The 11,902-nt window shown below is 42.7% G+C and carries 12 protein-coding genes; 6 read left to right on the top strand and 6 right to left on the bottom strand.

Translation table 11 applies throughout. The features are described 5' to 3' along the window. Nucleotides 1-43 precede the first annotated feature (43 nt). Genes mlaD through mlaF form a run of 3 tightly spaced genes read right to left on the bottom strand, consistent with a single transcriptional unit; the run spans nucleotide 44 to nucleotide 2,162 of the window. The gene (gene mlaD, locus X781_RS02740; RefSeq protein ID WP_025235446.1) at nucleotides 44-568 is read right to left on the bottom strand and encodes an outer membrane lipid asymmetry maintenance protein MlaD; all 525 of its coding nucleotides are present in this window, start codon (nucleotides 566-568) and stop codon (nucleotides 44-46) included. Between the two features lie 21 nt (nucleotides 569-589). Further along, nucleotides 590-1,366 (bottom strand): lipid asymmetry maintenance ABC transporter permease subunit MlaE, encoded by a 777-nt coding sequence (gene mlaE / locus X781_RS02735; protein WP_025235445.1) that lies wholly within the window; start codon nucleotides 1,364-1,366, stop codon nucleotides 590-592. Further along, the gene (gene mlaF / locus X781_RS02730) at nucleotides 1,359-2,162 is read right to left on the bottom strand and encodes a phospholipid ABC transporter ATP-binding protein MlaF (RefSeq protein ID WP_025235444.1); all 804 of its coding nucleotides are present in this window, start codon (nucleotides 2,160-2,162) and stop codon (nucleotides 1,359-1,361) included. The genes mlaE and mlaF overlap by 8 nt, the downstream gene beginning before the upstream one ends. 222 nt (nucleotides 2,163-2,384) lie before the next feature. On the opposite strand from mlaF, the gene X781_RS02725 reads away from it, so the two are divergent. Beyond that, nucleotides 2,385-3,779: a Do family serine endopeptidase gene (locus X781_RS02725; protein WP_025235443.1), complete on the top strand. Its 1,395-nt coding sequence runs from the start codon at nucleotides 2,385-2,387 to the stop codon at nucleotides 3,777-3,779. 42 nt (nucleotides 3,780-3,821) lie between these two features. Here X781_RS02725 and X781_RS02720 read toward each other — a convergent pair whose 3' ends face one another. Both X781_RS02720 and X781_RS02715 read right to left on the bottom strand, forming a co-directional pair. Then, complete coding sequence (locus X781_RS02720; RefSeq protein ID WP_025235442.1) at nucleotides 3,822-4,685, bottom strand: LysR family transcriptional regulator; 864 nt, start codon at nucleotides 4,683-4,685, stop codon at nucleotides 3,822-3,824. Between the two features lie 85 nt (nucleotides 4,686-4,770). Further along, nucleotides 4,771-5,691 carry a LysR family transcriptional regulator gene (locus tag X781_RS02715; protein ID WP_025235441.1) on the bottom strand — a complete coding sequence of 307 codons (921 nt, stop codon included), beginning with the start codon at nucleotides 5,689-5,691 and terminating at the stop codon, nucleotides 4,771-4,773. Between the two features lie 103 nt (nucleotides 5,692-5,794). On the opposite strand from X781_RS02715, the gene X781_RS02710 reads away from it, so the two are divergent. Further along, complete coding sequence (locus X781_RS02710; RefSeq protein ID WP_025235440.1) at nucleotides 5,795-6,778, top strand: NAD(P)H-dependent flavin oxidoreductase; 984 nt, start codon at nucleotides 5,795-5,797, stop codon at nucleotides 6,776-6,778. Nucleotides 6,779-6,858: 80 nt separating this feature from the next. On the opposite strand, the gene X781_RS02705 is transcribed toward X781_RS02710, so the two are convergent. Then, on the bottom strand, nucleotides 6,859-7,764 hold the full coding sequence (locus X781_RS02705) for a LysR family transcriptional regulator (RefSeq protein ID WP_235068783.1): 906 nt from the start codon (nucleotides 7,762-7,764) through the stop codon (nucleotides 6,859-6,861). A 108-nt stretch (nucleotides 7,765-7,872) separates the two neighbouring features. Here X781_RS02705 and X781_RS02700 point away from each other — a divergent pair, with 108 nt between their 5' ends. The 4 genes from X781_RS02700 to X781_RS02685 all read left to right on the top strand — a co-directional run bounded on the left by X781_RS02700 (nucleotide 7,873) and on the right by X781_RS02685 (nucleotide 11,902). Beyond that, nucleotides 7,873-9,510, top strand: coding sequence for a carboxylesterase/lipase family protein (locus X781_RS02700; protein ID WP_025235438.1), 1,638 nt, complete (start codon nucleotides 7,873-7,875; stop codon nucleotides 9,508-9,510). Between the two features lie 31 nt (nucleotides 9,511-9,541). Beyond that, entirely contained in the window at nucleotides 9,542-10,162 is a 621-nt protein-coding gene (locus X781_RS02695; RefSeq protein WP_025235437.1) for a flavodoxin, read from the top strand. A 105-nt stretch (nucleotides 10,163-10,267) separates the two neighbouring features. Beyond that, nucleotides 10,268-10,945: a DUF4405 domain-containing protein gene (locus X781_RS02690; protein ID WP_025235436.1), complete on the top strand. Its 678-nt coding sequence runs from the start codon at nucleotides 10,268-10,270 to the stop codon at nucleotides 10,943-10,945. 114 nt (nucleotides 10,946-11,059) lie between these two features. After that, entirely contained in the window at nucleotides 11,060-11,902 is an 843-nt protein-coding gene (locus X781_RS02685; RefSeq protein ID WP_025235435.1) for an aldo/keto reductase, read from the top strand.

Here is an 11,902-nt window from a genome sequence, read left to right as displayed (position 1 = left end):
CTCTCCAAAATCTCTAATCACTTAGAGGTTCTTATTATTTGAATTACTCTGCCTTTGGTTCTACAGAATCATTCGCTTTTTCATCTTCAGTTTTATTTGACTTTTTATCACCATATAAGAACTGACCGATTAAATCTTCTAATACCATTGCAGAGTTAGTATCTACAAAAGTATCGCCTTCTTTCATTATTGCAGTTTCGCCTTCAATCATAAAGCCGACATTTAACGCAACATATTGTTCACCTAATAAGCCAGAGGTTTTAATTGAAAGTGAGCTGGTATCCGGAATCTGATTAAAATTTTGATTCACATCTAAAGCTACTTTCGGAGTATAGGTTTTTTGATCTAATGAAATATCAGCCACACGACCTACTACCACCCCCCCAACTTTAATTGGTGCACGAACCTTTAGTCCACCAATATTGTCAAAAGTTGCGTAAAGAGTGTAAGTTTTCTCACTAGAGAAGCCTTGTACGTTTGCTACTCTCAATCCTAAAAAGGCTAAAGCCCCTAAGCCAAGTAGCACAAATAATCCTACCCAGAATTCATATTTAATTGATTGACGCATTGTCTGTTCCTTTTCCTAAAATCAACCGCCGAACATAATCGCAGTTAAAATAAAATCTAATCCCAAAATTACAAGTGAAGCATTTACCACTGTTTTTGTGGTCGATTGGCTAATACCTTCTGAAGTTGGTACACAATCATAGCCATTAAATAATGCAATCCAAACTACAGCAAAAGCGAAAATTACACTCTTAATAAAGCCATTGATTAAATCGCTGGCATTAACCGAGTTTTGCATTACTGACCAGAAACTGCCGCCATCAACACCTTTCCAATCTACCCCGACAAGCGAGCCACCCCAAATGCCGATTGCGGTAAAAATCACTGCCAGAATCGGCATTGAAATCACTCCAGCCCAAAAGCGAGGTGCAATAATGCGTCTAAGTGGATCAACCGCCATCATTTCAAGGCTGGAAAGTTGTTCTGTGGCTTTCATTAAACCAATTTCTGCCGTTAGTGCCGAACCGGCACGCCCTGCGAATAATAATGCGGTAACTACAGGTCCAAGTTCTCGTAATAATGAGAGAGAAACCAATGTGCCTAGACTGCTTTCCGCAGCAAAATCCACTAACACCACATAGCCTTGTAAGCCTAATACCATACCGATAAATAGGCCCGAAAGCATAATGATTAAGAGAGATTGCACACCGAGTACATAAAGTTGCTTAATCAGCAACGGCGTATGTTTTCTAAATTCAGGCTTACCAATTAATGCTCCCCATAACATAAAGGCTGAACGCCCTAAGGTACGGATAAAATTAATCACAAAAGCCCCAATAGAGCTAATAAAATTAACCATTAAACAGCTCCTCCGTATACTCTTTTGCCGGATAGTGGAAACGTACAGGACCATCCGCTTTACCAGCTAAGAATTGTACTACCTGCGGATCGTTACTTTCTAACAACATTTCCGGTGTACCTTCTGCGATAATACGTTTATCCGCCACAATATAGGCATAATCAGCAATACTTAACACTTCTTTCACATCGTGAGAGACTACAATAGAGGTGAGATTTAATGCTTGATTTAGCTCTTTGATCAATTCCACAATCACCCCCATACTAATCGGATCCTGCCCGGTGAAAGGCTCATCATACATAATCAGATCAGGATCCAGTGCAATAGCACGAGCAAGTGCCGCACGACGTGCCATACCACCGGATAATTCAGAAGGCATTAAATTTGCAGCTCCTCGAAGCCCAACCGCTTCAAGTTTCAACAATACTAATTTTCTAATGAGCTCTTCAGGTAAGCGTGTATGCTCTCGAATCGGGAAAGCCACATTGTCAAATGTAGAAAGATCAGTAAATAAAGCACCAGATTGGAACAACATTCCCATCCGCTGACGAATTTCGTAAAGTTCTTTGTTGTTGGCTTTACAAATATCTCTGCCATCAAACAATATTTCGCCTGATTCAGGTAAAATTTGCCCGCCAATTAAGCGTAATAAGGTGGTTTTACCTATTCCAGACGGACCCATAATGGCAGTTACTTTGCCTTTTTGCACTTGCAAATTGAGATTGTCATAAATCACCCTCTCCCCTCTTTTGAAGGTTAAGTTCTTTACTTCAACCAAATTTTCCGTTTTAGACATCAAAATAGGACTCAAATTAATAAAAGTGATGTATGGTCCATTAAATTTGAGAGAAAGTCAAAAAACTTTTAATAATCTGACAAAACTTTAGTTCGCAAGCGGTCTGATTTTAGAAAAATTTTGCAAATTGATGAACTGACAAAAAAAGGGCTTGTCTTAGTAAACACGAGCGATTTCACTCGTAAATTATAAAAAACATAGGATATGAGGAACATACACAATATGAATAAAACACTCAAAAAATCATTTTTAACCGCATTAGTTTTAGGCTCAAGTATCGCAGCTACGCCAATGGTGGCACAAGCTACATTACCCACTCAAGTGGATGGTCAGGCAGTACCTAGCTTAGCACCGATGTTAGAAAAAGTTCGCCCTGCGGTAGTAAGCATTGCAGTTGAAGGCAAAACAAAAGGCGATTCTCGCCGTACTCGTGATATCCCACCCGAATTTGAATTTTTCTTCGGTCCGAATGCGGATTTCTTTGGTGATCGTCAATCAGCACCTCGTAACTTTCGTGGTGTAGGTTCAGGCGTTATCATTAATGCAGAAAAAGGCTATATCATCACAAATAATCACGTTATTGATAATGCAGATAAAATGACAGTAAAACTGGAAGATGGACGTGAATTTAATGCGAAATTAGTCGGAAGTGATCCACTTTCAGACGTAGCATTAATCCAAATTGAAAATCCGAAAAACTTAACCGAAATTAAATTTGCTGATTCCGACAAATTACAAGTGGGCGATTTTACAGTCGCAATCGGTAATCCGTTTGGCTTAGGGCAAACGGTAACATCAGGCATTGTTTCTGCACTGGGTCGCTCAACAGGCAAATCAGATGAAGGTTATGAAAACTATATCCAAACTGATGCCGCAGTCAATCAAGGTAATTCAGGTGGTCCATTAATTAACTTAAAAGGGGAATTAATCGGTATCAATACTGCTATTATCTCTCCTAGTGGCGGCAATGCCGGTATTGCTTTTGCAATCCCAAGTAATATGGCAAACAGCTTGGTAAGTCAAATTATTGAATTTGGCGAAGTAAAACGTGGAATGTTAGGTATTAAAGGCGGCGAACTCAATGCAGATCTTGCAAAAGAATTTAATATCGCTACCCAACAAGGTGCGTTTGTAAGCGAAGTATTACCGGATTCAGCCGCAGCTAAAGCAGGCTTTAAAGCAGGTGATGTGATTACTGAAATCAACGGTCAAAAAATCCGTAGCTTCAGTGAATTAAGAGCAAAAGTTGCTACTTCTGGTGTAGGTAAAGAAATTGAATTAACTTACTTGCGTGATGGCAAAGAAGCAAAAGCAAAAGTTACGCTACAATCAGACTCAGAAGCCAAAACCACCGCAGAAAATATCATTCCTTCATTAAAAGGAGCGGAGTTTAATAACTACAGCTCAAAAGGCATTAAAGGTGTGGAAGTTTCAAGCGTAGAAAAAGGCTCAATCGCCGAAATGCGTAGCTTGAAAAAAGGCGATATCATCATTGGTGTAAACCGCCACTCTGTTGAAAATATTGCGGATTTACGAAAAATTTTAGATGCGAAACCATCTGTGGTTGCTCTAAATATTGTGCGTGATAGAGCAAATTTCTATATTATTTTGCAATAAATAATAATTAAAATAAGGTGGGCTTACCCACCTTATTTTTTCCTAACTTAATTTAGTATTAACAAAATCCAAAAATGCCCTCATTAGAGCTGACTGATGGCGATGTTTGACGTAAAGTAAATGCACAGTAAAGTCCGTTTTGGGTAAATCAGAGAAGACCTCTACTAAGCCACATTCATCAATCAAGCGATTTGCCGTTGTGAGTGAAAGCATTCCTATGCCACGCCCATTTTTTATCGCATTTTCAATGGCACATACATCATTACTGGCAAAGGTATAAGGTAATTCCAGCAATTTTTTACCGTTTGGAATGCGTAAAAATTTCTGGTCTGCTCTCGCCCAGCCCACAAGTGGGAAATTAGCCAAATCCGTAAACGTATTTGGTGTACCAAATTTATCCAAAATATCGGGATGAGCCAGCCATTTGACACGGTTTGTCATTACTTTTTTGGCAATGACGGTGTCGATATGAAGCTCCCCTACCCGAAAAGCAAAATCTATGCCGTCTTCTACCAAATCCAAAATGCGGTCGGTTACTTCCAAATGCACACTCACCTTTGGATATAGCTCACAAAACTCATCTATCCACGTCCAAATTTCCTCCATTCCTGCAGTGGTAGAAATACGAAGTTTTCCGCCAATTTGGCTATCATCGGTAGTAAAGTTTTGCGTGATTTGGGTCAGATTATCTACGCTTTGGGCAATTTGCTCGTAGAGCTGTTGCCCTGCCATTGTGGGCTTTACACCTGTTTTTTGACGGTCAAAGAGTTGTACGCCTAGTGATCTTTCAAGCTCGGCAATTTGACGGCTAATGGTAGCTATTGGTACACCAAGTTTTTCTGAAGTTTTGGATAGAGATCCTGTTTGGACAATACTGGTAAATAGAGGAAACGTATTGAGGTTCATTTTGGATTTTCAATTTTGATAATATTAGGCTTAATTTAATCAATTTGTATTTCGTTTTTCAAGAATTTTTCAGCCTGTCAGAAAACTAAACCTGCCAAGCCTTCCCCTCTTCCCACTTCTCCACAAAAAAATCCATTACGGCTTGTACGTTGATCGGGCGGTAGGCACTGGGTGGGGTGAGAATGGCGACATAGATCTCTTGGTTGTCGCTGGCAATCGGCGTATCGGGCAAAATCGGCACGAGTTTGCCCGAGCGGATTTCATCACACACCGCCCAGTCGGGCATCATCACAATGCCGTTTCCAGCGACTGCCATTTCAATCAGACTGTTGCCGTTGTTGCTCACAAAACTCTCTTGCACCTTAATCACCTGCTGGCTTACCCTTTCTCGCCAACGCAATAACCCCAACTGCCCACGATAAATCAAGCCACGATGGTTTGCTAAATCGGCAATGTGTTGCGGTGTGCCAAATTCGGCTAAATAGTCGGGCGATGCCAGCAGTAAAAAACGCTGTTTGGTGATCACTTTGAGCTTTAAATTGCTGTCGTTCAACGCCGCCACACGGAAAATAATGTCCGCTGTTTCGCTGTAAGGATCAACAAATTGATCGGTTTGGGTCAGGTTGATGATTAACTTTGGATAGCGTTTGGCAAATTCAGCCAAATAAGGAATAACGTGTTTTTTGCCGAATGCAACAGGGGCGTTGATCCGAATAATCCCCGATGGCTCTCGGTTACAACTATCCAACTCATCGCTTAACGCATAAAATTGACTCACAATGGCGTGGGCGTGGCTGGCAAAGGTTTCACCAGCTTGTGTCAAGCTCATCGCACGGGTACTTCGGTAAAACAGCGTCTGCCCAAAATCGTCTTCAAGCTGTTTGATTTGGCGAGAAATCACCGAACTTGCCACATCGTATTGGCGAGCCACTTCAGAAAAATTCTTTTCACGCGCCACCGCAAGAAAAATTTCAAAGGCGTGAATGCTGGTGTTTTTTGCGTTCATTTATGCTAATTTGGTAAAAGTGTTTTGCGATTGGTGTGATTTTAGCAAGTTTTAAATGTGATTAGAATACGCACACTTTTTTAATCACACAGAGTATTTTTTTATGAACAACCGCATTTGCCAAATTTTAAACATTGAAAAACCCATTATCCAAGCCCCCTTATCGTGGCTGACGGACGCTCGCCTTGTGGCATCGGTGGGCAACGCTGGCGGTATGGGCGTGTTAGGGCCGAACGCTGGCTTAACCGCCGAAACCGCCGTTTCTACCCCCGAAGAAACCGCCCAAAAAATGCGTGAAGAAATCCAAAAAGTCAAAGCGTTAAGCGACAAACCTTTTGGTGTCAATTTAATCCCAATGGCAGAAAACGACATTTGGACACCGCCAATGGTGGAAGTCATCAAAGATGAAAAAGTCCCTGCGGTGGTCTATACAGGCTATGGCGAAGGCACGATTAAGCCTGAGCTGTTTGCCGAACTCAAACAGGCAGGCGTGAAAATCATCTACCGTGATTTAAACCCCACGCCACAAAATACCAAATTGGCGGAGCTGGTAGGGGCGGACATTATTGTTGCCACAGGTTTTGACGAAGGTGGCACTTTGCCTGTGGTGGCTTTGGGGACTTTTTCCATTGTGCCACTCATTGCCGATAGCACCGATTTGCCCGTAATGGGAGCAGGTGGTATTGTGGACAGACGCACCGCCAAAGCGGTTTTGGCACTGGGGGCAGAAGGCGTGTTTGCAGGCTCGCTGTTTTTATCAAGCGTTGAGAGCCGTATGCACCAAGCGGTAAAAGAGCGACTGGTGCAATCTAATGGCTTGGATTTAATGCTGTTTCGCACAATGCCAGCCTATTATCGTTCACTGTCAGGCAAGCTGGCTGAAAAACTTGTGGCAATGGACAAGGCAGGAGCAAGTAACGAAGAGCTGGGTAAAACAATGGGCGGTTTGCGTGGCTTGCGTTTGGGAATGCTAGAAAACAACAGCGATGAAGGTTATGTGTCGCTAGGCTGTGGTATCGGGGCGATTACACAAATTCGCTCGGTGGCGGAGATTGTTGATGAATTGATGATTGGGATTAAGGGCTAACTGGTTTTTAAAACACCGTTTATCGTGATGATAAGCGGTGTTTTTTTATTGGAAATAATTTTTCAGGCTGCCTAAAAACTTCATTCCCTTAACGCATTTAACACCACTTCAAAGGCTTTGGAATGGTGTTTTCGGCTTGGGTAATAGGCATAAAACGGTTCATAAGTTATTCTCAATTCACCTAGAATTTCAATCAGTTCGCCCGATTTTAATTCCTTTTCCACCATAAAATACGGCATAAAACCAATACCCAAATGGTTTTTTATCGCAGGCATTGGGTCGGTGTTTAAAATCAGCTGACCTTCGGGCTGATAGGATACTGTTTTGCCCTGCACACAAAAATCCCACGCAATCGGATTGCGATCCGCCCCCAAGCGTAAGCCAATCAGACGATGATGGTCTAACTCATTAATTTGCTTTGGTATTTCCTTATTTTGCAAATAATTCGGTGTGGCGACTAGCGTTGCAGTTAATGGCTGTGAAATTTTGACCGCCACCATATCTTTTGCCACATCATCACCCAACCGCACGCCCATATCAAAACCTTCGCCGACAATATCCACAAAACGATTTTCGCTGTGTAATTCCAGCTGAATTTGGGGATATTGGCTCAAAATCGGGGCAATTTTCGGCAAAACGACCATTTCTATGGCAATTTGGCTGGCATTAATCCGCACCGTACCTTTGGGCGTATCTTGATTTTCGGTAAGTTTTTGCACAGATAAATCAATCGCTTGTAGATAAGGGGAAATGTCGTTTAACAGCGTTAAACCGTCGGGGGTGGGCGATACACTTCTTGTTGTACGGTTCAGCAAGCGGATATTTAAGCGATCTTCCAAATTGCTGACACAGTGCGACACCGCCGAAGCGGAAATACCGAGCTTTTCTCCCGCTTTGGTAAAACTTTTCTGTTCCACCACCAGCACAAAAGTACGTAAATCGTTTAAGTTTTGCATAAAAATGATTGAGTTGAGTGTTTCTAACATTATAGCAAATTTGTGAATTAAATTCACAAAATCATCAAATTTACCCCAGTTAATCCGCACAATTATTTTCGCTACAATGGACACATTCGCTAATCAATGGAGTTTACTATGTTAAAAAAACTTTCACTTTCATTCTTAACCCTTTCACTTTTTAGCTCATTTGCCCAAGCGGAAATTCAGGCAGGTTCGGGCATTGCCGTGGTGCAGACCGAACAAGGTATGCTACAAGGCTATATTCAAGACGGCATTTTGACTTACAAAGGCATTCCCTATGCCACAGCACAGCGTTTTATGCCACCGCAAAAAGTGGAAAAATGGGACGGCACACGCCTAGCCATTCGCTATGGCAATATCTGCCCACAAAATGCGATGAACCCGATGAACACTTTTCTGTTTTCGGGCGGACAATTTTCTCAGAGCGATGAATGCCAAAATCTGAATGTTTGGACACCCGCTATTCACGATGGTAAAAAACGTCCTGTAATGGTGTGGTTGCACGGTGGTGGTTTCCAAGCAGGTAGTGCGGTGGAAAGCGATACTTATCACGGAGAGAATTTGGCTCGCAGTCAAGATGTGGTTGTGGTTTCAGTTAATCACCGCCTGAATGTGATGGGGCATTTGGATCTGTCGGCATATGGCGAACAGTATAAACATTCGGCAAATTTAGGTGTGCAAGATCTGGTGGCATCACTGGAATGGGTGAAAGCCAACATCGCTCAATTTGGGGGCGATCCTGAAAACATCACCATTTTTGGCGAAAGCGGTGGCGGTGCAAAAGTACTTACCCTAATGGCAACCCCATCAGCACTGGGCTTATTCCATAAAGCGATTGTGCAAAGTGGTGCGGTTGAAGGAATGGGAGCAACGCTACCTAATCAACAAGTTAGCCGTCGTGTGGCAGAGCTGACCTTGCAAAATTTAGGCATTGCTGACAATGAGTTAGAAAAACTAAACAATATCCCCTTTGATGAGTTAGAAAAAGCATCTAATCAAGCATTGAAACAGACTGCCGAAGAGCAAAAAATCCCAGCCTTGCGTGGTAGTGGCTATTCGCTTTCGTGGTCGCCTATTTTGGATAATGGCTATATTCCACAACAACCCGTAGGCGAACAATATCCTGCGATGGCAAAAGAGATTCCGTTGTTGATCGGCTCAAATTTCAGCGAGTGGGAGAGTTTTCCGTTGCAACTGGATTTTGGCAAAAGCCTAGCGGATAACCGCAACACTTGGACAAACGAACAAATCCAGCAGAAATTAAACGCCCGCTTTGGCGAGAAATCCGTTGACATTCAAACCGCATTTAAACAAGCCTACCCAACACGCAATGTGGCTGATGTGTTGTATGCGGATACTTTTTTACGCTTGCCGGCGATTAAAACCGCTCGCTTAAAAGCCGATCAAAAAGGGGCAAATGTGTATCACTACCTGTTTAGCTGGGACACTCCTGTAATGGACGGTATTCCAATGAGTTATCACACCGCAGAAATTCCGTTTGTGTTCAACAACATTGAAAAAGCCCAATTTGCCACAGGCGGCGGTGAGCAAGCGAAAAAGCTCGCCCAAACAATGAGTACCGCTTGGGCAAACTTCGCCAAAACCGGCAACCCAAACGGCAACGGCTTACCACAATGGGACGCTTACAACCGTGAAAACGGAGCAACGATGATTTTTGATAACGAAGTCAAACAAGTGCAACACCACGATGAAACCTTGTTAAAACTGCTTGCACCGAATGCAAAGTTTTAATCATAGATTATTCAAACAAGCGAGAAATAAAATGATGAAAACGCTAACCACATTTTTTATCGCCCTGTTTGCCTCACAAGTGGCACAGGCGAAAAATCTGATTATCTACTTTTCGCAGCCCGAAAATTACACCGCTGAACAACTGGTGGACGGCGTGTCGGGTGCGAGCAAGCTGATTAAAAACGGCGAAATGCTTGGGGCGAATGAATATCTTGCCAAAGAAATTCAGAAAACCACAGGCGGCGAGCTGTTCCGTTTGGAAACCGTCAAGCCTTACCCGACTACGCACCAGCCGTTATTGGATTACGCCCAAAACGAGCAACGCCAAAACATCAAACCCGAATTAAAAGCCCTGCCGAATTTAGACGGTGTGGATACGGTATTTTTGGTGTATCCGATTTGGTGGTATAAAGCCCCGATGGCGTGGTACAGCCTGCTTGAACAAACCGATTTCAGCGGCAAAACCATTGTGCCGGTTGTCGGACACGGCGGCAGCCGTTTCAGCGGTACGGATCGTGAATTGAAAAAATTAGCCCCGAACGCTGTCGTCAAAGACGGTTTTGAAGCCTACTTGCATAAAACCGTCCGAGCTGACAGCGAAGTGGAAGCAGAATTGGCGGCGTTTTTGAAAGAGAATGGGTACGTTAAATAAACGGATCCCCCTCTTTAGTAAAGAGGAGTTAGGGGAGATTTGTGCGATTTTGAAGAGCCTTAAAATCTCCCCCAGCCCCTCTTTTTCAAAGAGGGGAGAAAAATTATGAAGAAAAAATACCTTTTCCAACTCGCCCAAGACTTGATAATGGCTGCCGTACTGCTGTCGTTATTTGGTTATCACTTATATGAAGAAATTACTCACGAATGGCTGGGGCTGGCGTTTTTCGCCTTGATTATTTCGCATTTAACGCTCAATACGTGGTGGCTGAAAAAGCTGTTTACGGGCGAATACAGTGGCTATCGTACTTTTCAAACCACGGTGAATTTTGCCACTTTTTTGCTGTTTTTGACCGCTTGTATCAGCGGTATTTTGCTCTCTAAGCATCTATTTGCCGAAATGCCGTTCCACTTAACCAATGATTTCACCCGTAAAATCCATATGACCAGCACCCACTGGCTACAAATTACCGTAGGCGTGCATTTAGGGTTGCATTGGAAAGCAATTACCAATCTATTCGCTAACGCCTACCGTTTGAATTTGGAACACTGGTTGGCAAAATATCTAATCCCAACCTGTTGGACGATTATCGCCGCCTACGGTTTTTGGGTGTTTACTGAACGGGAACTCTTGCCCTATTTACTGATGCAGGTGGATTTTGCTTATTTTGATTATAGCGAATCGCAAGCGGTCTTTTATTTTGATTTTTTTGCAATGTTGATTGCAGCGGCTTATGCAACACGGATTAGTGTATGGGCGGTGTTTTTTCGTATTAAGGAATAAGAATCTGAAAGATTGTTGAATTTAATTCATAACTTCATCAATTTTACCCTATCTAATCAAAATAATCCCAACAATCTATACTATTCTCACTTTCAATCCCACAGGAGAAAAACAATGGAAAAAGTCATTTTAAACAATGGTATAGAAATGCCGATGATTGGTTTTGGTGTGTACCAAGTCTCTGATGATGAAACGGAAAAAGCTGTATTGCAGGCGTTACAGGCAGGTTATCGTTTGATTGATACTGCTGCGGTTTATGGTAATGAAGCAGGTGTAGGACGAGCGATTCAAGCCAGTGGTATTCCTCGTGAAGAAATTTTTGTGACCACCAAACTTTGGATTCAGCGTGAAAACGGCTACGAAGGCACGAAAAAAGCGTTGCAGGCTTCGTTAGAGCGTTTAGGGCTGGATTATGTGGATCTCTATTTAATGCACCAGCCGTTCGGCGAAGTACACGAGCAGTGGAGAGCAATGGAAGATCTCTATAAAACAGGCAAAGCACGAGCGATTGGTGTGAGTAATTTCCATATGGACAGAGTAATGGATTTGATTACTTGCCGTGAAATTGTGCCAGCGGTCAATCAAATTGAAACCCACCCATTCTATCAGCGTGAAGAAGAAATCGCTTTTCACAAAGAACTGGGCATTGTGCAACAGGCTTGGGCACCACTTGCCGAAGGGAAGTTTGAGATTTTCAGCAATCCTGTGTTAAGCAAAATCGCCGAAAAACATAGCAAATCGGTGGCACAAGTGGTGTTGCGTTGGCTTAATCAACAAGGCGTGGCGATTATTCCAAAATCGGTAAAAGCAGAACGTATTGCCGAAAACCGTGCGATTTTAGATTTTACGCTCGATAGTCAAGATCTTGCCGACATTACTACACTTAATCGCAACGAGATTATTTTTGATCACCGAGATCCGAAAATGATCAAATGGTTGGCTGAATTTAGAGGATAA

This window comes from Mannheimia sp. USDA-ARS-USMARC-1261, from assembly GCF_000521605.1.
GTDB classification, from domain to species: domain Bacteria; phylum Pseudomonadota; class Gammaproteobacteria; order Enterobacterales; family Pasteurellaceae; genus Mannheimia; species Mannheimia indoligenes.
Note: the sequence above shows the minus strand (reverse complement) of the source record. Positions and strands in the feature narration are given on the sequence as shown.

What these genes read in the sequence shown, in the direction of transcription:
- mlaD (WP_025235446.1), bottom strand. Translation starts at nt 568, where the DNA reads ATGCGTCAATCAATTAAATATGAATTCTGGGTAGGATTATTTGTGCTA.
- mlaE (WP_025235445.1), bottom strand. Translation starts at nt 1,366, where the DNA reads ATGGTTAATTTTATTAGCTCTATTGGGGCTTTTGTGATTAATTTTATC.
- mlaF (WP_025235444.1), bottom strand. Translation starts at nt 2,162, where the DNA reads ATGTCTAAAACGGAAAATTTGGTTGAAGTAAAGAACTTAACCTTCAAA.
- X781_RS02725 (WP_025235443.1), top strand. Translation starts at nt 2,385, where the DNA reads ATGAATAAAACACTCAAAAAATCATTTTTAACCGCATTAGTTTTAGGC.
- X781_RS02720 (WP_025235442.1), bottom strand. Translation starts at nt 4,685, where the DNA reads ATGAACCTCAATACGTTTCCTCTATTTACCAGTATTGTCCAAACAGGA.
- X781_RS02715 (WP_025235441.1), bottom strand. Translation starts at nt 5,691, where the DNA reads ATGAACGCAAAAAACACCAGCATTCACGCCTTTGAAATTTTTCTTGCG.
- X781_RS02710 (WP_025235440.1), top strand. Translation starts at nt 5,795, where the DNA reads ATGAACAACCGCATTTGCCAAATTTTAAACATTGAAAAACCCATTATC.
- X781_RS02705 (WP_235068783.1), bottom strand. Translation starts at nt 7,764, where the DNA reads ATGTTAGAAACACTCAACTCAATCATTTTTATGCAAAACTTAAACGAT.
- X781_RS02700 (WP_025235438.1), top strand. Translation starts at nt 7,873, where the DNA reads ATGTTAAAAAAACTTTCACTTTCATTCTTAACCCTTTCACTTTTTAGC.
- X781_RS02695 (WP_025235437.1), top strand. Translation starts at nt 9,542, where the DNA reads ATGATGAAAACGCTAACCACATTTTTTATCGCCCTGTTTGCCTCACAA.
- X781_RS02690 (WP_025235436.1), top strand. Translation starts at nt 10,268, where the DNA reads ATGAAGAAAAAATACCTTTTCCAACTCGCCCAAGACTTGATAATGGCT.
- X781_RS02685 (WP_025235435.1), top strand. Translation starts at nt 11,060, where the DNA reads ATGGAAAAAGTCATTTTAAACAATGGTATAGAAATGCCGATGATTGGT.